This is a genomic window from Acidobacteriota bacterium, assembly GCA_028874215.1.
Lineage (GTDB): Bacteria > Acidobacteriota > UBA6911 > RPQK01 > JAJDTT01 > JAJDTT01.
The window spans coordinates 61,390-81,696 of sequence record JAPPLF010000083.1 but is presented as its reverse complement, the minus strand read 5'-3'; the positions used below and the strand labels follow the sequence as shown (position 1 = coordinate 81,696).

At 63.2% G+C, this 20,307-nt stretch carries 14 protein-coding genes; 2 read left to right on the top strand and 12 right to left on the bottom strand.

The features are described 5' to 3' along the window. Positions 1–6: 6 nt before the first annotated feature. Entirely contained in the window at positions 7–873 is an 867-nt protein-coding gene (locus OXT71_16825; protein ID MDE2928060.1) for a glycosyltransferase, read from the bottom strand. 309 nt (positions 874–1,182) lie between these two features. Here OXT71_16825 and OXT71_16820 point away from each other — a divergent pair, with 309 nt between their 5' ends. Beyond that, entirely contained in the window at positions 1,183–6,264 is a 5,082-nt protein-coding gene (locus OXT71_16820; GenBank protein MDE2928059.1) for a sigma 54-interacting transcriptional regulator, read from the top strand. Between the two features lie 66 nt (positions 6,265–6,330). Here the strand turns inward: OXT71_16820 and OXT71_16815 are convergent, their stop codons facing one another. The 6 genes from OXT71_16815 to OXT71_16790 form a co-directional block, all read right to left on the bottom strand. Next, positions 6,331–6,561 carry a hypothetical protein gene (locus OXT71_16815; GenBank protein ID MDE2928058.1) on the bottom strand — a complete coding sequence of 77 codons (231 nt, stop codon included), beginning with the start codon at positions 6,559–6,561 and terminating at the stop codon, positions 6,331–6,333. A gap of 185 nt (positions 6,562–6,746) precedes the next feature. Then, on the bottom strand, positions 6,747–7,454 hold the full coding sequence (locus OXT71_16810) for a hypothetical protein (GenBank protein MDE2928057.1): 708 nt from the start codon (positions 7,452–7,454) through the stop codon (positions 6,747–6,749). A 307-nt stretch (positions 7,455–7,761) separates the two neighbouring features. After that, on the bottom strand, positions 7,762–7,968 hold the full coding sequence (locus OXT71_16805) for a hypothetical protein (GenBank protein MDE2928056.1): 207 nt from the start codon (positions 7,966–7,968) through the stop codon (positions 7,762–7,764). Positions 7,969–8,047: 79 nt separating this feature from the next. Continuing rightward, positions 8,048–8,572 carry a hypothetical protein gene (locus OXT71_16800; protein ID MDE2928055.1) on the bottom strand — a complete coding sequence of 175 codons (525 nt, stop codon included), beginning with the start codon at positions 8,570–8,572 and terminating at the stop codon, positions 8,048–8,050. Between the two features lie 3 nt (positions 8,573–8,575). Then, complete coding sequence (locus OXT71_16795; GenBank protein ID MDE2928054.1) at positions 8,576–9,265, bottom strand: hypothetical protein; 690 nt, start codon at positions 9,263–9,265, stop codon at positions 8,576–8,578. Next, entirely contained in the window at positions 9,262–9,798 is a 537-nt protein-coding gene (locus tag OXT71_16790) for a hypothetical protein (GenBank protein ID MDE2928053.1), read from the bottom strand. Before OXT71_16790 ends, OXT71_16795 begins: the two co-directional genes overlap by 4 nt. A gap of 755 nt (positions 9,799–10,553) precedes the next feature. Between OXT71_16790 and OXT71_16785 the strand changes: the two genes are divergently transcribed. Further along, positions 10,554–12,842, top strand: coding sequence for an ATP-binding protein (locus tag OXT71_16785; protein MDE2928052.1), 2,289 nt, complete (start codon positions 10,554–10,556; stop codon positions 12,840–12,842). An 84-nt stretch (positions 12,843–12,926) separates the two neighbouring features. On the opposite strand, the gene OXT71_16780 is transcribed toward OXT71_16785, so the two are convergent. From OXT71_16780 to OXT71_16760, 5 genes are all read right to left on the bottom strand, one after another. Next, positions 12,927–13,685: a sialidase family protein gene (locus OXT71_16780; GenBank protein ID MDE2928051.1), complete on the bottom strand. Its 759-nt coding sequence runs from the start codon at positions 13,683–13,685 to the stop codon at positions 12,927–12,929. Between the two features lie 245 nt (positions 13,686–13,930). Further along, complete coding sequence (locus OXT71_16775) at positions 13,931–14,527, bottom strand: hypothetical protein (GenBank protein MDE2928050.1); 597 nt, start codon at positions 14,525–14,527, stop codon at positions 13,931–13,933. A 66-nt stretch (positions 14,528–14,593) separates the two neighbouring features. Then, positions 14,594–16,690, bottom strand: coding sequence for a hydantoinase/oxoprolinase family protein (locus OXT71_16770; protein ID MDE2928049.1), 2,097 nt, complete (start codon positions 16,688–16,690; stop codon positions 14,594–14,596). Next, the gene (locus OXT71_16765) at positions 16,687–18,462 is read right to left on the bottom strand and encodes a hydantoinase B/oxoprolinase family protein (GenBank protein ID MDE2928048.1); all 1,776 of its coding nucleotides are present in this window, start codon (positions 18,460–18,462) and stop codon (positions 16,687–16,689) included. The genes OXT71_16770 and OXT71_16765 overlap by 4 nt, the downstream gene beginning before the upstream one ends. Continuing rightward, positions 18,459–20,273 (bottom strand): CocE/NonD family hydrolase, encoded by a 1,815-nt coding sequence (locus OXT71_16760; GenBank protein ID MDE2928047.1) that lies wholly within the window; start codon positions 20,271–20,273, stop codon positions 18,459–18,461. The genes OXT71_16765 and OXT71_16760 overlap by 4 nt, the downstream gene beginning before the upstream one ends. Positions 20,274–20,307 lie beyond the last annotated feature (34 nt).

The following is a 20,307-nucleotide window of genomic DNA, read 5'->3' as shown; positions in this document are numbered from 1 at the left end:
GTCCGGTCAGAAGCTCAACCGCCGGATTCGCTTCCGGTGCCGCTCGCTCCAGAATTCGCCAAGCCTACGATAGTAGCGACCCGTTTCGGTTCGGCCCCGTTTCTCGGACCCTCCCGCCAGGATATCCGACTTGCGGGCGATCTCGGCCGCAGTCCAGGCCTCCTGCTGCAGGCTGAGGACTCCGCTCTCCACGGTCTTCACCATGGCCCGGACCCGGAAACGGTCCAGTCCCCACGTACTCCTGGAGAGCTGGTCGGCGTGGCCGCCGGTCTTGACCAGCAGGGGCCGGTCCACGAAGCAGATGGGATGGCGGGCGAACATGCGCAGCCAGAGTTCATAGTCCTCGCAAACGGGGAAATCTTCGTCGAACATTCCGCAGCGGTCCAGGAGTTCTCGCGCGATGAGGATGGAGCTGGGGCTGATGACGCAGCGGGGAAGAGAGTAGCGGTAGACCCAGCCTCCGTACTTGCGGTGGATCTTCTTCGGATTCACCCGGCGGCCGCGGCGAATCCAGATCTCGTCGGAATGCACGGCCAAATAGCCCGGGTGAGACTCCAGGGCCGTGAGCTGTGCCTCCAGCTTCTTGGGAAGCCACGTGTCATCACTGTCGAGGAACGCGATCCAGGGGAATCTCGCCTGCTGAATTCCCAGGTTGCGGGCGGCGCTGACGCCCCGGTGTTCGGTCCGCAGGTACCGGATTCGCGGATCGCCGGGGTTGGACCACTCCCGGTCCGTGCCATCGTGGGAACCGTCATCGACGATGAGAAGATCCCAGTCGCGGAAGGTCTGGGCCTGGACCGATTCCACCGCCCGCACCAGTGTTTCCCGGCGATTGTGGGTGGGAATGATGACGCTGATGCCTGTCGCCGACACGGATCTTTTCCAATCTGACACGCCCCGGTCCGGACCGAACTTGATTTTCCCCCACCGGTGGCGTTAACTACCGCCGTGGCTCGAATGAGCAATTGCCCGCGAAGATTCACGGAATTGGAGGTCTGGAGTCAATGGCTCGGCGAAGTCGGTCCAGGCCCTCTCTTACCCGGAAGCCCGCACAAGTCATAGCAGATCAATCCTTGGTCTGAACCTCGGTTGTCCAACAACCGGACTGTTCTCTTTCGAGAAGTCGCCTGGCCGGAGTCTCGGGAAATCCTCTGTACCAGTGCAGATCGAAGGAGTGCCCCAATGTCTTCACGGTACCGAATTCTGCGCCCATTGGAACCCGGCCCGGACTTGCGAGTCTACTTGGCCGTTGACGAATGGGATACCGCCCGTTCTAAAGTTCTGAGCCTGCTGCCGGGAAAGATGACCTCCCGAACCGGCCTCCGCGATGTGGAGCGCTTGTACGACATTCGTACGGCGCTCGACCATCCATGGCTCCATCCGGTCCAAGACATCGCATTTCGAGGGAAACGCCCCGGGTTCGTCTGCGACTTCCTGGCCCGGAAACTCATTGACAAGAAGGGAGGACACCTGGCGCCCTGCCAAGCCATCAAGTTTTCCGTGCAACTCGCAGAGTTGCTGTCCTTTCTTCACCACAGGAATTTCCTCTGCGGCTACCTGAGGCCTTCCCATCTCTTCGTGGGGAAGTCTGGGGATCTGCTTCTCAACCTGCCGGCTCCCAAGCAGCGGCCGGCCGGAAAATCCTGGCGGACCCAAGCCATTCGGTATGCCTCACCGGAGTGGATCAGCGGCCGCACCACATCGAAGGAAAGCGACCTTTACTCGTTGGGGATGGTTCTTTACCGTCTGTTTACCGGCCACGCTCCCTATATGGGGACGGACTCCGGGACCCTGCGCCAGAAACAGATCCTCTCCTACCCGGTCCGCCCCCGGAATCTGAATCCCGACATCCCGGCCAAGGTGGAACAATTGATTCTGGATTTGATTCAGAAGGACCGGGAGTTTCGACCCTCTTCCGCCAACCATGTGAGTGCTGCGCTACAGGCCGGCGATCGCTTGTCCGCCCCTCCCACCCCTCCATTCCGAACTGCGCTTGTCGGCCGGGAAGATGAGTCCACGACGCTCCGTGAAATCCTGGATATCCACATCCGGAATCCGAAACCTCGATTGGTCTCTATCGCCGGTCACAGCGGAATCGGAAAAACGGCCCTGATGGAACGGGTCGAAACGGCGGCGCGGCTCCGGCGAGCCACAACGTTCTCAGTGAGCCATCATCCGGGAGACGGAGCGCTGGACGCATTCCAGTCGGATTCCGAACCTGGCCAGCGCTGGCGGTTCACCGACGCGTGGAGGGAGGCGGGAAACACGACGCAACTCACCCATTGCCTACTCTCGTTTCTTAGGAAAGCGTCGTCCCTCGCTCCAGTCGTCTTTTGCATCAACGACCTGCAGTGGATGGATGAGGTCTCCCTGGAACTCTATCGACGAGCGCTTCGAAACGACCCCATTTCCATTCTCTTCGTTGCCAACTACCGTACCGATGAACGGCCCGGACACTGGAAGACGTTGAAACTGGAGTTGGAACGGTTCGGACAATTGGACGAGGTCCGGCTGGCGCGCCTCCATCTCCTCGAGTCGGAGCGCCTCGTCGAATCGTTGCTTGGAGGTCCCGACCCAGCCGCTGTCCCTACGATACTTCGGGAAAGCACCGGCATTCCGCTCTATATTCGTGAATCTCTCCGCCATATGCGCGAGACGGGACAATTGGCGTTCCGTTCGGGCCGGTGGAGGTCTGCACCGTTGGGAACCAGGAGTTCATTCCTGCCGGCGGGCGCATCCAGGAAGATCACCGGCCATCTGAATCGGCTCACGCCGGAGCAAAGAGAAATCCTGGATCATCTGGCCCTCATCGGCAAACCGATTTCAGCAGCCGGACTTGCACGCATTCTTCAGACCTCGGGCGAATCCCTCTCGGAGGAGATTCACGCCCTGGAACGCCTCAATCTGGCTTGCGTCTCGGGACGCCTCCATGCTCCCGTCTTCACGGTGGCTCACAATTGGACCGCTCGGACCATCGTCCGACGAGTCGGGGCCTCTCCGTCCAAATGCCGACAGATTCACAAACGGATCGGCAGTGTCCTCGAGAGGCGGTTCCAGAGGTCGAATGACGCTCTCGTTTTACAAGACCTCGTTCGCCACTACATAGGCGCACACGAAATCGGAAAGGTGAGGCAATACATCTGGGCAGCCCTGCTCCGGTTGTGCGAGCGACGTGCATACGCGGACGCGTCCGGACTGCTTCGTCTCGCCCGGCGCCTGGGAGCGCTGCCCATGGGCAGCCGGGACCGCGTCAAGAAATCGGCTGAGATCATGTACGTGGGCGGGAGCCTGAAGGAGTGCCGGGACTTCTGCTTGAAGCAACTCGATTCCGGACCATCTCAGCCGGATGATCGAGTGTATCTCCTCTCAATGGTCGCCCAGATCCACATCCACGTCGGGAGCATGAAGCGGGGAATGGAGGCTCTTCAGGAAGCTCTCGGCATCCTGGAACATTCTCCCACCGAATTCTTGAAAGGAGAACTCCAGGCAAAGTGGCTCGACGCCATGAGCCGGATGGGAAAGCATCAGGAGGCCGGGCCGGTGGCCGCTCAAATGCTGGCTCAGAGCCGGAAGAACAAGGCACTGGCGGAGAAGTATCATCCCGCCTTCGCCTCCCTCGCGTGGGCCGACGGGGACCTGGACCAAGCCACCCATTGGCAACTGGCGTCCGTTCGATCAGCGATCCGACGACATCGATCGATCAGCCTGGGCAGGAGAATCGCGGACCTTTCCGTCCTCTATTCCGATCGCGGCCAATTCAAAGCAGCCCGAAACTCAGCCCGATACAGCCTGTCTCTGGCCAGCGAATACGGCAATCCCGAAGTGGTGATTCTGGCGCAGAAAGCGCTGGCGATCCACAGCCGAAAGCTGGGTCACCACAGACATGCGGCGCGGCGATTGAGGGATTTGATCGCCCGGAACCGGGGCTTGAATCAGAACCGGCATACTGAGGTCGAACTCCAAATCGAACTGACGAAAAACCTGAACCATCTGTTGGATCTGGAGACCGCGGTCAGCGTCGGCGCCGAGGCGTTGGCGGGGAGTGCCGATCTCGCCCTGTTCCCATCCTGGGTCGACGCCACTTTGGCGTCGAGTTGGACCTGGGTTCTGCTGGGCCGCCCGGACCGGGCGCGAGAGACGATGATGCGTCTCGAGGCGAAGGGTGCGGGTCGCGAAAAGGGACGCCTTCTTCTTTTGAGGAGCAGGATTCACCACGATCTGGCGGAGTATGAGCGAGCATGCCATACCGCTTCCGAGGCGATGGAGACCCTCGCGCCGCACCTGCCGTACCATCAAGTGAAGGGGCTCCTGAGCCTTGCGGAGACTCTCCTGGCGCTGGGCCGATCCTCCGGTGCCGAGAGCTGCATTCGAAAGGCCACGGAGCTTTCGACGGAGCATTCCTATTTGCCTCTGCTCGCAACGGCGCATCTCCTGAAGGCGAGACATCTGCTGGCGGACAACTCGCCTGACCGCGCCCGAGTCCTCTCGCTTCGGGCGCTTCAACTGGCAAAGCATATGGATCGGCCCGGACTGGAGTCCGAGTTGTACCGGGTTCGGGCCAATGCCGAGGTTGCGAGCGGTGATCTCAAGCAGGGCTTCCGAACCTACTCTCGATCCTTGCGGATCTTGAAACAGAGGGCCATGCACCTCTCGGCCGATTTGCAAAGCTCATTCTCCGAACGCTTCATCGCACCTATCGAGACCGAACGCGACCGGGCTTTCCGCCGGATTTCCAAGTATCCCGCGCCCAGGCATCTGGGCCATCTGCACGAACTGGTCTCCTCCATGGGGGAACGAGGCGGACTGGCGGAGATCGCCGAGGCGGCCCTGAAATGTGTCGCCAAGGGGGTCCCGGGTTTGGGGGCGAATCTGTTCGGCCGGGAGCACAGTTCCAGGCGATTCCGTCTTTTCGCCCATTGCGGCGCCTGCGTCAGTAGCGGACGCCACCACCTCCTCAAAATGAACGAAGATGCCGCGTTCGACAGATCGCTGGAGCAGGTCCACGGCAAGGACGGATCCGTGGCGGTGCGATTCTACGGAGATGGAGAGCCGTTGGCTCTGCTCCATCTGGAGCCACCCCCTCAGGGTATGTCCGAAGAGGATCTGGACCTCCTGGCTTGCATCATCAAGCTCCTGGAATGGCAGTTGCCGATCCGGACCGAACGCCCTGCAGAGCGGCTCGACGCCCCGGCCGCGCTCACCCTGAAAGATTCCAGGTCAATCATTGGAGAGCATGATTCCATGAAGACCTTGTTCGGTCACATCCAACGGGCGGCGCGCTCCGACGCCACCGTCCTGATCTTTGGCGAGACCGGAACGGGCAAGGAACTGGTCGCCCAGGCTCTACATGACTACAGTCGCCGTTCCGACGGCCCCATGACGCCGGTCAACTGCGGTGCGCTCCCCAAGGAGCTCATCGAAAGCGAATTCTTCGGACACCGGCAGGGGAGTTTCACCGGCGCCGTGCGGGACAAACCCGGACTCTTCGAGGCCGCGTCGGGCGGAACGTTGTTTCTGGACGAAATCGGCGCCCTGTCGCTGGACCTACAGGTTCGGTTGCTCAGAGTGCTTCAGGAGCGGAAGGTGCGGCGCGTGGGCGAGACGAGGGAGAGAGCCGTGGATGTGAGGATCGTGGCGGCCACCAACCAGCCTCTGGAGGACCTGATCGAAAAGGGCTTGTTTCGGGAAGACCTCTATCACCGGCTGAACGTGTACTACCTGGAGATTCCCCCGCTCCGGGAGCGTCCGACGGACATCCCCCACTTGGCCCAGTTCTTCCTGGACTCCTTCAACCGGCGCTGGGGCACCAGGAAGACCCTTTCCGCAAGAGTTCGGCTCCACTTGACCCGGTATGACTATCCCGGAAACGTCCGGGAGCTGGAAAACATCCTGGAGAGCGCCTATCACCTTTGCGATGAGGCCATTGACCTGCCCGAGGTTTCTTCACGGCTCGCGCGATCGAAGAAGGAATCCTCGAGGGCCGAGATGCTCGCCAATCTCGTCGAGCGCATCGTGGACGGCCACGCCGACTTCTGGGACGACGTCCGGGACGTCTATCTTCGCCGCGATCTCACCCGGGACGACGTTCGCCAGATCGTCTCCCTCGGCTTGGAGGCCTGCGGTGGGAGCTACCAGCGTCTGGTGCACTACCTCGGATTGCCCAAGGAGGACTACAAGAAGTTCCTCTCCTTTTTGTCCAACCACGGCTGCAAAGTCGACTTCCGTCCGTTTCGCGCCCAGAGGCCAAGACCTCCTGGGAGGTAACGAACACGCGAAAGCGCTTCGGGTCGCTCGTGGTCGGTTTGGCGACCCGGTAAAGGTCGCCACGCCTCAAGTTTCCACCTGATAGCCAAGAACATCGACCGCTTCTTCGTTGAGTTCATCGGCATGCATATTGATGATCTCGCGGTCGCGCTCGTCCATCGCGGCTCGTTCTCTCTCGGCGAAGCTGTCGCGGAGCAGCCTCTCGATCGCTTGAGATCGGCTTTCACCTTCACGAGTCACCGCTTCGATGGCGGCCAAAACATCCTGTGCGAGTGTGACTGACGTCTTCAGCTTCATACCACAATCACACTCCATCGAAGGTTGTTGTGGGTATTGACAAGGGTCAGCAGTGAGGCCTATGGAATGCCGACTCGGGCTCCACGTGATCTACGCACGGTGCCGATCGTACGACCGGCTTCCTGCGGGAATCCTGCTGACCGCCGGCTTGTTCCGAGCCTACACAAGCACTTGAATCCAGCGTTTCACCCGAACACATGAATCCCGACGGAGACCAGCACTCCGTTCGTGGCATACCGGTAGTCGAGCCGCACCGACTCGTCGGCGACCACCCAGTCGGTGATCGAACGGATGTAGCGGACTCGGAAATCGACCGGCCACTTGAGGCGCAGCGTGGTTCCCGCGCCGATGGACCACGGCCTTCTTCCCAGCCGTTCCCGGTCCTCACCGGCCACTCCGGTCGCGGGATTCGTCGCTCCGCTCGCGAACTCGGTCCAGTTTCGGCGGATCCCGGCCAGGACATAGATGTCCGCGAGTCCGGCGGCGGCTCTTCGGCCCAGGATGATGTTTCCGCCCGCTCCCCCCAGGTCGCTGTAGTCCCAACGTCCGGGCCAGACGTCGTGAACGTTACCGCTCCGGGTCGGCGAGATGGTGCCTTCCAGCATCCGCCGGCTGGAGACGTCCGCCTCGAGCTCGCCGCCCACCAGCCAGTTTCCGGGCAGGCCGAGGCGCGCTCCGAACGCCATGCTGCCCGCCAACGCGGCGCCCGCTGAGGACGACGTGCTGGAACTGGACCCGCCCCCGATGGTCACCTTCTTGGTGTGTTCCACCGTGACCTGGCCCGCTTCGGCGCCCACCCGCAGGTAGAAGGGGGACTGGCCGCGGGCGTCGCCCATACCGGAGCCGACGACGGTCACCGCTATCCAACCGATCCATTTGGCTAGAGATTTCAAGAGCTTCGACTCCCTTCCGGAGAACCACAAATGAACAATAACCGGAACCCGCCGATCTGTGGAAATCAGCCTATGGTTCGTCGAAGCCGCGGTCAACTTCCAGAAACCGGGCTTGCTCTCGATTTCAGGCGGGACGATCAGGCGGGACAGGTTGGGGGAAGAACCAGGTCGCGGGCGCGGGGACCGATCGGGGCGGAGGGTTCGTCCCCGCGGTGAGCAGCAGCATTGCAGCCGCCAAAATTCGGCGGCGAAAAGCGGCAACGCGGAAGGAGGGGGACAGGAACGTCGCCCCTCCTGACTCATGGGCCTACTCGGCGAATTTCTGTACGGCTTTCGGGGCGAATGCGGCGACCAGGAAATACAGGACCAGCTCGGTCTTGCCGCTGCCCGACCCCCAGCCGAACACCTCGACGCACGCGAGCACGGCCGCCACGATCAACGCCAACATGGACATCAGGCGCATTGAGGATGGATTGCCGTCGCCATCCGACATGAACTTTTTTGCGTTACTCATCCCGTCCTCCAAAGCTGTGAAAATGGATGTTTTCATGGAATCGCTCAGGGCTCTTTCTCCCGCGGCACCCCGCTGCGGGTCACACGACCCCCGGGAGCCCCGCGATCCTGGCGGTGATCTTCAGGCTGATGGAAAACGCCTTGAAGACGCCGTTCACCACACCGGCCAGTTCCTTCTGTTCCCGAACCTCCTGCGCCGCGGCGTCGACGCCGGCGCGGAGGCCGTCCAGTTCGTCCGCGGTGAACAACCGGTCCCACGTGAGCACGGCGCCGACAGACAGCGTGAACAGCTTCGCGTCGATGTTTCCCTTCTGCTCCAGGAGATCCGAGTATCCGCGCGCATCGAGTTCGGTGTCGTAGAGGAGCCGGTCGTCGATGACCCTTCGCTCCTGCAGCAGGACTCTCTTGACCTCCCCGCTCTCGGCGGACCCGGCGGCGCCGGCGCTGCCGACCGCGTCCCTGACCCGCTCGATGGCAGCCAAGGCGGCGCTCTCCAATCCAGCCGTCCCGGCGTCGTCTCCCTGGTCCCGCAGACCCACGACCTCCTGCAGCAGAGAACGGGTGTCCTTGGCGATTCCCATCAGATTTCCCATGTTCAGATCCATTCCCTACTCCTCGTCCGGAACCCGTTCGATCACGCGGTCCAGCACATCCAGAAACTCCCGGAATCCCTTCACGGCTTCCTCCAGGCGGTCCCGCTCTTCCTCGATTCCGGCCGCTGCCTGTTCCTGCCCGACCGAAGGAGACCGGCGGAGGCGCCGCGCCTCGGCCACGGCCAGGGCGACGCGGGAGAGGTCGATCTCGCCGACCCGATTGGACAGCGACGTGTCGGACAGGTACCGGGTCAGCTCCACCTGCCCGATCCTCAACCGGCTGACCAGCGAGATCAGCCGGTCGAGCCCGGACCGGCGTTGACCGTCGATCTCCCGGAGCCGGCGCAACCGGGCCGCGGAGACTTCGTCGGCCGCCAGATCGATCTCGGCGAGACGCATGAGAACCGCCGTCCGGAACGGCTCCTTCGCCCACGACGTCCGGAGTCGCAGGGCGAGCTCTGCATGGCGGAATTCCCGTCGCTTCAGCCGGGCTTGAGCCAGTTCCGATTCGACGGCGCCGTAATAGAACTCCATGGCTTCCTGCCAGGCTTGTTTGTCTTGCCGCAGTTTCTTTTCGATCCGGTCCAGCGCACCGGTGATCTTCTCGGACAACCGGACGATTCCGGCGGGAGCGTCCTTGGCGGGGGTGGCGGCGGGGAACAGCAAAACGAGGAACAGGGCGAAGAGAGTCCGTGTGCGGGTCATTGTGGAGTCCCCCCGTCCTGACGCTTCAGGAGGCGTTCCAGACCGGAGCCGATCTCGGTCATCCGATCGGCGCCGGGACCAATGTCGGTCATGATGTACTCGTGGATCAGAGACTGGCTGCGGTACAGCATGTCCAGAAGGCTGCCGAGGATGTCCATCTGCTCTTCGTGTTTCGGCCGCAGTTTCCGCAACGGGCCCGGCCGGCGCGCTTCCTGAGCCTGAATTTGCGCGATCCTCACCGCGATGGCGGCGGAAGCCTCCAGGGGATCGGGGTCATGATTGGCCTTGACCGTCTCGACGGTGCGCTTCAAAACCCGGGCTTCCCGCCGCAACTCCACAGCGGAAGCGAATAATTCATCCACGTGGGCCTGGTAGTCGGAGACGTTCTGTTGCGCGGACAGCAATCCCTCCAACTGGGTGCCGGAGGCGTTCTTGATATAGCTGGGCTTGGCGCAGGCGGACAGAGGAAGAATCAGCACTGCGGCGATCAGCGAGCGGCGGATTTCGTGCATGGCAAAGCAAATGCGTGGCATGGGTTCTTCCTTCCCGGAATGCAGGATGACGGATTTGGCCGCGTGGTCGGCGGCCGCGATTTGAGGAGGCGATGCGCCCCGGTCCGAATTGAGTTCAGACGGGTAATTGGAAGGCGGCGACGCAGGAGCGGACGACCATTGCCGAGGACGGTAGCACGAATGGGAGGGAGAATGCTACATATTGTAAACAACCAACCCGGACGGCCATTGGCTGCGGATGCCGGCCATCGCCGGCATCCGCGACAAGCATGCCGCCCGTTACGCGGCGATTGGATGTTCGCGCTGTATCAGAAGACTCCAGGCCGGCGTGCGGCTCTTTCCCAGGGATAGCATGCAGGAACTGACCCGGCAACTTCCACGGATCTCCGGGGGCCTCCCGAAGTCGGCACACCTGTGCCTTTGTGAAACCACCGGTCGGAGTTTCCGAAATACAACTCCAATGGACTCTTCGTCCGGCGCAGGACGAGTTGGCTTAGAGGCAGTGTCGGCTCCTTCACGTGACGGAGTCGACTTGACGATCCGGCAATGAGCATCACATTAAATCCCTCAATGAATGCTATGGTAGATTATAGACTCAGTATGTGATTTCAGCGTGATTATTTGTCCTGGTAAGATGACTTCTTCGTGAACAATATTGAAGGCACGATCATGGAAACCGGACAAGTTCGGCGTTCCCCGTATCCGGTTCCGTCATCGAGCGCACACCTGGCAGCATCGAATAACGCCCTGCTCTTCAGGCCGGCGAGGATGGGCCGATGAAAAGCCTCGAAGAGCTGAACAACGAAAACAGGGTGTTGCGCGGGGTCGTTGAAAGCGCCCGCTCCCTGACCCGTTCTCGCTTTGGCGCCATCGTGACCATCGACGGTTCGGGACAGATTCAGGAATTCGTGACTTCCGGCATCACTCCCGAAGAGAAGCAAGGAATGGCGAACTGGGCCGACGGTCCCCGGCTCTTCGCACACTTCCGGGACCTTCCGGGGGCGCTGAGAATTCGAGACCTGCCCGCCTACGTCGAGTCGCTCCTGGGCTACTGTCCACCCCAGATTCTGTCGAAGGCCTTCCAGGGAACGCCCATGCGTTATCGGGGAATCTATGTCGGGAACTTCTTTCTGGGCGAGAAGGAAGGCGGACAGGATTTCACGAGCGAGGACGAGGAGATTCTCGTGATGTTCGCTGCACAGGCAGCGACGGCCATCGCCAACGCCCGCAAGCACCGGGAGGAGCAGCGGGCCCGGGCCGACCTGGAAGCCCTGATCGACACCTCGCCGGTGGGCGTCGCAGTCTTCGACGCCAAAACCGGCAGTGTGGTGTCGTTTAACCGGGAGTTGAAGCGGATCGTCGAGAAGCTGCGCATGCCGGGCCGGTCCTTGGAGCAGCTACCGGAGGTCATCACCCTGCGGCGCGCCGACGGCCAGGAGTTCGCCTTCTCGGAACTCCCCCTCTCCGAGGCGCTGAGCCGCGGCGAAACCGTGCGTGCCGAGGAGATTGTTCTCGAGGTCCCCGACGGACGAAGCGTCACGACCTTGGTCAACCTCACGCCGATCCGTTCGGAAGACGGCGAAGTCGTATCCACGGTCGTCACCCTGCAGGACTTGGCGCCGCTGGAAGAGTTGGAACGTTTGAGGGTCGAGTTCCTGGGCCTGGTGAGCCACGAACTACGGACTCCGCTGACCTCCATCAAGGGCTCGACCGCCTCCGTGCTGGGCGCTGCGCCGGCTTTGGATCCGGCAGAGATGCTCCAATTCTTCCGCATCATCGACGAACAGGCCGACCACATGCGCGGCCTGATCAGCGATCTTCTTGACGCGGGACGCATCGAGACGGGCACCCTGTCGGTCACTCTCGAAAACACGGCGGTGGCCACTTTGGTGGAACAGGCTCGGAAGACGTTCCTGAGCGGCGGCGGCAGACACATTATTCAAATCGACCTGCCCCCGGACCTGCCCCCGGTGATGGCCGACAACAGGCGCATTGTCCAGGTATTGAACAACCTCCTGTCCAACTCTTCCCGGAATTCTCCCGAATCTTCTCCCATCGGGATCTCCGCCGTGAGAGACGACGTTTACGTGTCGATCTCGGTATCGGACAAGGGCCGAGGGGTGCCGCCGGAACTGCTGCCGCACCTGTTCCGGAAATACGCACGCGTCGACGGCGGTGATCGGGGGATCGCGGGTTCCGGTCTCGGCTTGGCCATCTGCAAGGGTCTGGTAGAGGCTCACGGGGGGCGAATCCGAGCCGAAAGCGGCGGTCCCGGAATGGGCGCCGTGTTCACTTTTACGATTCCGGTGGCTGAAGTAGAAGACGTCGCCGCGACGGCCAGCGAAGTCCACAGCACGATCCGGCCGCATCGGGAAGAGCCGAAGCGAACGCCCATCCTGGTGGTCGACGACGACCCGCACACGCTCCATCACGTCCGGGACGCGCTGGCAACGGCCGGCTACACCCCGCTCCTGACGGGTGATCCTCAGGAGGTGTCCGAGCTGATCAGAATCAAGAAACCGCGGCTGGTGCTGCTTGACCTGATGCTTCCCGGGACCGATGGAATAGAACTGATGGAGCGCCATCCCGAGATGGCCGAGCTGCCGGTCATCTTCATCTCCGGCTACGGAAGGGATGAAACCATCGCGAGGGCCTTGGAGGTCGGGGCTGCCGACTACATCGTCAAACCCTTTTCGCCGACGGAACTTGCCGCGAGAGTCGGGGCGGTGCTGCGGCGGAGCCATGAGCCGGCCACACCCTTCCGGGTGGGAGACCTGGCCGTCCACTACGCGGAACGCCGTGTGACCCTCGCCGACCGTCCAGTACAGTTGACGGCTACCGAATACGAACTGCTCCGCGTCCTCTCCGTCAATGCTGGACGGGTCACGACGTACGAGGCCCTGTTGCGCCAAGTCTGGGGCCGGCTCAATTCCGGCGATTTTCGTCCGGTGCGCGCCTTCGTCAAGAAGCTCCGCAAAAAGCTGGGCGACAAAGCGTCCAGTCCGACCTACATCTTTACCGAGCGCCAAGTCGGCTACCGGATGGGCGCGCCTGACGACTTGTAAGAACCCGCGTTTCCAGGTCGTCGAGGACTGCCGCAGGAACCCGACAACGGAATTGCCTGCCGACAGGGACCAGCCCGCACCCGATCAAGAGGGTTCGCCGATGGGCAGGAGTCGGACCCCTTCCCCCTCCTCGGGTTTCTTGATGCGGAACCGGACCGACGTCACCTCGGCCCCATGCGGGCCGAATCGGTTCTTGAAGCCTTCCCGCTGGCCGACCATGAAGATGGAACCGTCCTCCAGAACGCAGGCATTGGGGTAGTAGGACTTGGGATCGCACTTGAAGCCGCGTCCCGGCGCCGGCTTCACCCAGGTCCTTCCGTTGTCCCGGCTGTAGATCACTTCTCCGTTGTTGGGCACCTTGGGATCGTCGCTTTCGAGTTTGTGGCGACCCCCGAAGACGACGGCGGTCACCCCGCCGGGCGTCGTCACCACGTCTCCCCGCCGGAGCAGTTTGGGGCCGAGAAACTCGCTTCCGAAGTTGGGATCTTCGATGATCGGGTCGGTCAGGAGCAGGCGCGGCGGGGACCAGGTTCTTCCGTCGTCGTAGGACTGAAACCAGGCCGACGTCGGCCGGCAGAAAAATCCCAGACTGCCGTCCGGCAAATAGGCGATCGTGCCCTCGTCCATGTCGTAGTCATTGCTGCCGATCACCGAGACGGTCGACCAGGTGAGGCCCTTGTCCAGGGAGCGCATGAGGAGCATGAGCCAACGAGGATATTCCCTGGGCCATCCCCTTCCCCCGGGAATGGGCGCGGCGGAGGCGAAGAGGCGCAACGAGCCGTCCTTGCCCTCGAACATGCTGTAGGGAGCGTCCATATCGGCGAGCCCGGTGAAGCGTGTCACCTCCTGCCAGTTGTCGCCATTGTCGTCGCTCCGGAAGATTCGACCTGGGGCTCGTCGCCTGTGATCAGAGCCTCGACCGGTGGAATGGCAGCCGCGGCCGGCTTCCCTTTGCTCGCGCGGGCGAAGCCGCCGGTCGCCAAACCGGTTGCAGAAACGGACAGGACCTCGCGGCGGGTCAATCGGAATGACATTGCCCAGTTTCCCTTTCGCACCAAGGCAGGAGACGTTTTCGTCGCCTGAGCCTTCTATTTGTCGACCCACCGGCCATCTCCCTCCACGAACTTCGCTTCTCCGATCACCCGCCCGTCTCTGCGCGCGACCCACTTCCCATGCTGCTTTCCGTCCCGATAAGAACCCTCATGGGTGGTCCCGTATCCGTCGCGAATGACCCACCTGCCATGCCGCCGGCCCCTCACATACCGGCCTTCGCCGACGGTCCCGTTGGTCCAGCGCTCGACCCAGCGCCCGTGCCGCCGACCCTTCGCGAACTTGCCTTCCGAGACGCCCCCGTCCGCCCAGTGCATGACCCATCGCCCGTGCCGCTTCCCGGCGCGCAGGCGGCCTGTGGTTTCGATGGTTTCCCGGTCTTTCTCCCAGACCCACTTCAAGGTTCCGGTGCCGCCAGCCGTTCCATCGTCGCAATCGGCTGTCCAAGTCACGGAAGCGTCCGGCTCGTGGTTGGAAGTCCAGACATGGCATCCCGGCCGGTTGGACAACTCCCGCCAGCAAGCCGTGCCCTTGGGCTTGCCGCCGCACGCGGGTTCGCCCTGGAACGAAGGCGTCGCGGCCTGAAGGGCGCTCGACAGAACCAGGACGAGAACACCCGGAATCCCTATGGACATGGGCGTTTGCTCTCTTGGGTGACTTGTGCAGTCGAGGGCGGATTCGCGGGGATGGGCGGCATCGCTTCAGGCCTGGGGAGAGATCAACAGATTTCCGTATCGGTCCACATCCACCCGATAGCCCGGTTGGACCAAGGTCGTGGAATCGATTTCCTCGACGATGGCGGGACCCTCGATCCGATGACCGGCCTTGAGCCGGGCGCGGTCGTAGATGGCCGTCGGCACGAATTCTCCGTGTGACCCGAAGTACACGGGTCTCTCGGCCGCGGCGGACGCTGGGGCGCCGTTTGCCGGCAGGATCTCCCGGAGTCGCGGCTTCTGAATGGCCCCCAGAGCGGTCAGCCGGAAATTCACCAGCTCGATGGGCTGGTCCGGGTAACCGTGACCGTAAGCCCGGTCGTGCTCGACGTGGAACCTCTCCACCACGTCTTCCAGCTCGGCGGCGGCCACTCGGCTCCCCGGGCATTCGATGGGCAGCTCGTAGGACTGTCCCGCGTAGCGCATTTCGATCTGCCGCTGAAAACTGATGTCACCTTCCGCCAACCGTTCCCGTCTCAGGACCTCCCTCCCCTGCTCTTCCATGGCGGAGAAGATGCGATTGATCTCGTCGAAGTCCGCCCGGTCCCTGGGCATGATCCGGGTCTGGGAAAACTCGTGCTTGAGGTCGGTGACCAGCAGGCCCAGCGCCGAGGCCGTCCCGGGACTCGGAGGCACGATGAGCAGCGGGATCTGCATTTCGGCGCACAGGCGATTCGCGTGCAGCGGGCCGGCCCCGCCGAAGGCCACCATCACCAGGTCCCTGGGATCGTAGCCGCGCCGCACCGTGATGATCCGCAGCGCGTTGGTCATCTCGGCATTGGCGATCTCCACGATCCCGTTGGCGCACTCCACCGCTTCCATCCCCAGGCGCCCGGCGCATCGGCCGCGGATCCCGCGGCCGGCGGCGTCCCGGTCCAGGCCCATCTCCCCGCCCAGAAAAAACTCGGGATTGAGCCGTCCGAGAACCAGGTTGGCGTCCGTGATGGTGGGTTCCGCTCCGCCGTGTCCATAGCAGATGGGGCCCGGGTCGGCTCCCGCGCTCCGAGGTCCCACCCGCAAGATCCCTCCCGTGTCCACCCAGGCGATGCTTCCGCCTCCCGCGCCGATCTCCACCAGATCGATGACGGGGGTCCGGATCGGGTATCCGCTGCCGCGGGACTGGCCGGCCCCGGGCAACGCCTGGGCGCCGACTTCGTACTCCTTGGTCACCTTGGGGCGTCCGTCCAGAATCAGGCCCACCTTGGCCGTGGTGCCGCCCATGTCGAATGAGATGATGTCCTGGTAGTCCAGGCCGCCGGCGATGTGGTTGGAGACGATCACGCCGGCGGCCGGCCCCGACTCCACCATGTACGCGGGCTTCTCGGCCCCCGTTTCGAAGGTCAGGACGCCGCCGCTGGACTGCATGACCAGCAGCTCGCCGGACACCCCCTTTCCCTTCAGCCAGCGCTCGATCCCCTGCAGGTAGCTGGTGATCACCGGCCGGACGCAGGCGTTGATGACGGTGGTGCTGGCGCGGAAATATTCGCGGAACTCGGGGCAGACGATGGAAGAGAGGGAGATGATGAGGTCCGGGTTCCGTTCCCGCAGGATTTCGCCGACCCGCAGCTCGTGCGCCGGATTCAGGTACGAGTGCAGGAGGCAGACGGCCACGGAGACCACGCCCTCTCCTGATAGCCGGGCGGCGATCTCCTGCACCCGGTCTTCGTCCAGCGCCAACAACACGTTTCCCTCGGCGTCCAGCCGTTCGGGGACCTCGAAGCAGAGGTCGCGGGGAACCAGAGGACGCGCCTTTTCGAAATGGATGTCGTAGAGGGAGGGCCGCACCTGGCGTCCGATCTCCAGCATGTCGCGGAACCCCAGCGTGGTGATGAAGGCCGTGCGCGGAGTCTTCCCCTCGATCAGGGAATTGGTGGCGACCGTGGTGCCGTGCACCAGGTAGGAGACCTGATCCGGTTCCAATCCCTCCTTCAGGATCCGGTCCACGGCGTTCACGAAACCGACGGCGGGGTCGCTGGGAGTCGAAGGAACCTTCGCGGTCCGGGTCTCTCCGGTCTTTTCCGAGATCAGGACCGCATCGGTGAAGGTGCCTCCCACGTCGACGCCCAAACGAAATCGGGTCTTCATTCGCGGCTTCCCCGGTCCTTCAACTGCCGGCGCAGCCGCTTGGTCTCGGCCGGTTCGACGGTCCAGCGATCCGTGTCGACCGACACTCCGTAGGCGTCGCGGGCCCGGGCCGGACTGATCTTCTCCTCGCGCACGTCGCGCAGCACCGATTCCGGGTCCCGCTCCCAGGGCGGCCCGTATCCTCCCCCGCCGCAGGTCTCGACCCGGACGTGCTCGCCGACTCCCACCGGAGCCGTTCCCTTGGAGGGCAGCTTGCGAGGGTCCCCGCCGGAGATGGACAGGTAGCGGGCCGGCTGCCCGTCCCTGCCCTGAAACAGGCCCCAGGGGGGGAACTTGGCCCGGTCCGCCAGGGTCGTGAAAACGGGTTCGTGCTCCGGGAAGACGTATTCCCGGCAGAGACCCAGACCACCGCGGAAGCGTCCGGCGCCCTCCGAGTCCGGGATCAGGTTGTAACGGGTGATGCGCACCGGATAGTTGAGTTCCGTCTCTTCGATGGGCGCATTCTGAGTGTTCTGGATGTGGGTCTGGACGGCGTCGGGCCCGTCGGAACGGTATCGGCCGCCGTAACCCCCGGCCAAAGTCTCGAGAAACGTGTAGTACTCCCCGGTCCGGGGATCCTCTCCGCCGAACCCCACATGGCAGATCATCCCCTTGGTTCCGGCCGGGACCCGCTCCGGAACCGCCGCCGACAGGGCCTTGAAGAGGACCTCGCACAGCCGCATGGAGACCTCCCAACCTCCCACGATGGCGCCCGGGTGGCGGGCATTCAGGGCCGACCCCTTGGGAGCGATCACCTCGATGGGCTGGTAGAAGCCCTCGTTGACGGGGATGTCCGGATCCACCAGGCACTTCAGAACGTAGACGCAGGCGGTGAAGGTCTGCGTGAGGTTGCTGTTCATGGGAGCCGATCGCTGCGGGTCCGCTCCCGTGAAGTCGAAGGCGATCCTCCGGTCCTTCAGGGTGACCTTGGCCCTCAGGTGGACGGGACGGTCCGTGATGCCGTCGTCATCCAGACATCCTTCCGCTTCGTACGTGCCCTGGGGCAGGTTTTCCAATTCCCCTTCGATTCTCCGCGCCGTGTACTCCAGCAGCCGTTCGATGTAGAAGTCGAGGGTCTCTTTTCCGTACCGGTCCAGCAGGGCGGTCAGCCGCCGCATTCCCATGTTGTTGGCGGCGATCTGGGCCCGGAGGTCGCCGGCCACTTCCTTGGCGGCCCTCACGTTGGCCAGGATCATCTTCCAGAGCCCGGGATGGACTTCGCCCCGGGAAACCAGCTTCACCACGGGGAGGATGATTCCCTCCTGGTAGATCTCCCGAAAGGCTCCGATGCTGGCGGGAGCTCCGCCGCCCACGTCCACGTGGTGGCAGCAGTTGCTCAGGTAACCCACCAGCTCCCCCCGGTGGAAAAACGGAGCGATGAGGAAAATGTCGTTCAGGTGGCTCGCCTGCCGGTGAGGGTCGTTGACCACCAGCATGTCGCCCGGCTCCAGGTTCCCGGCTCCGTATTCCCGGATCGCGCGCGGCACCAGGCGGCCGATGGTGACCAGGTGGGCCGGTTGGCAAAAGGCCTGGGCCACCATCCGGCCCTGCGAGTCCACGAAGGCGCAGGAATAGTCGAGCCGGGTCTTGACGTTGGTGGAGAAGGCGCTGCGCTGAATGGAGACCGACATTTCCTCCGTGGCCTCCACCAGCGCGTTTCGAATCACCTCGAAGAGGATCGGATCGAATCTTCGGTTGCCGGGTGTTGAGCCCTCTTCTTCCTTACGGATCATTCCGGGTCCTCGGGTGGGATGACCGGCAGCAGAATATGGGAGGGGTGGCGTCGGTCGTGGTAGACCCTCTGGGTGGCCACCACGATCTCCGGATCGATTCCGGGGGCCCCGCCGTTGTTGAGGTTGCGGTCGAAACGGGGGAAGTTGCTGCTGGAGACCTGGATGCGGATGCGGTGGCCCGGCAGGAAGGCGTGGCCCGTCACACCCATCTTGACGTTGAACTCGTAGACCGTGCCCGGCGTCATCAGGACCGGCTTTTCGAAGGACTCCCGAAAGCGGGCGCGCAGGATCCCCTCGCACAGGTTGACCGACCGGCCATCGGGAAAGACGTCGAGCAGCCGGACGGTCCAGTCGGTGTCCAACGCAGAGCTGCTGGCGTAAATCTTGGCGTTCACCGGTCCCGTAACCTCCAGTTCCTTCCCCATCGGCCGACTCGTATAGACGAGCACGTCGTCCCTGCGCTCGATGGGCCGGTGATCGGCGGGGGGATGGGATCCGTCCCGGATTCCGGTCACCAGGGGGACCGGGTCTTCGGGGTCGTAGACGTAGGAGTCCGCCGGCTGCTCGCCGTCCGGTTTCCGGACATCCAGAGCTCCGTCCCCGAACAAGGTGTTGGCGCGGCCCTCGCTTTGAAGGTAGTAGGGTGTCCAGCGGGTCTCGGGCAGCGGCCACTCTTGGGCCTCCCTCCACTCGTTCCTGCCCATGATGAAGAGCTGCAGCGGCGGCAGGCCTTCGATGCCGTTACCGATCCCCTTGAGCCAGCGATCCATCCACCCCAGCCAGAGTTCGTAAAGATCGACGACCGATTCTTCGCCGAAGTCGACGATGCCGGTCTTTTGCTCCGGCTTCTCGGTGTGGACCCACGGCCCCATGACGACCTTCTGGAGCCGCTTCGCCCGCTCGGTTCCTTCGGTCCGGATGCCTTCGTAGTTGGCGAACAGGGACACGCCGTGGATGTCCCACCAGCCGGCGATCTGCAGGATGGGCAGGTCCATCCTGCCGAACTTGCCGTAGTTGCCGATCTTCTTCCAGAAGTCGTCCCAACTCGAATGGCGCACCCAGTCCCGGTAGAAATCGATGGCCCGGCCGGTGGCCTCCTCGTCCGCGGTCAGGATCGGCACGTGGCGGAAGAGCCGGTCCCAGTCGTAGAAGCTGAGCGGCTGCCGGGTCCTGGAGCTGTTGGCCATGGCCCAGGGCAGGTTGATGTGCAGTTGAAAGGCGCCTCCCGTGTAGTTCATCCCGTAGAGGTAGAAGTCCGCCGGCGCCATCTGGGGAATGATGGTTTTGAGGTAGGGAGATCCGGTGGGGGCCGCCATCCATTGGACCAGGCCCATGTAGGACATCCCGTTCATGCCGACGTTGCCGTCCGACCAGGATTGGGTCCCGCACCAGTCGAGTGTGTCCCTTCCGTCGTTGATCTCATGGGACCAGGCGTACCACCTGCCGTCGGAGTCGTTCCGCCCGCGGCAATCCTGAACCACGTAGGCGTAACCCCGGCGGGCGAAGTACCGCGCCCGGTTCACGTAGAAGTTTCTACTGTTGTCGTAGGGGGTCCGTTCCAGGATGACCGGCCATTTCCCCCCCTTGTCGGGAAGATAAACGTCCGCGGACAGCTCGACGCCGTCCCGCATGGGAACCCGGACGTCGATCCGGACCGCTACCTCGTGGTCGGGCTGGGACAGGCGGTTTTGCCAACTGTGAGATTCACCCGACAGGGCCGAAGCCGAAACGAATGCGAGGAGTCCCAGGAGAAGAATATGGCGTTTCAGATCAATTCTCGACGTTGTTCGGGAAGTCGGCCGGGAACTCAATCGCTCCTCCCCTGCGAAATGTCCGCCAAGAGCC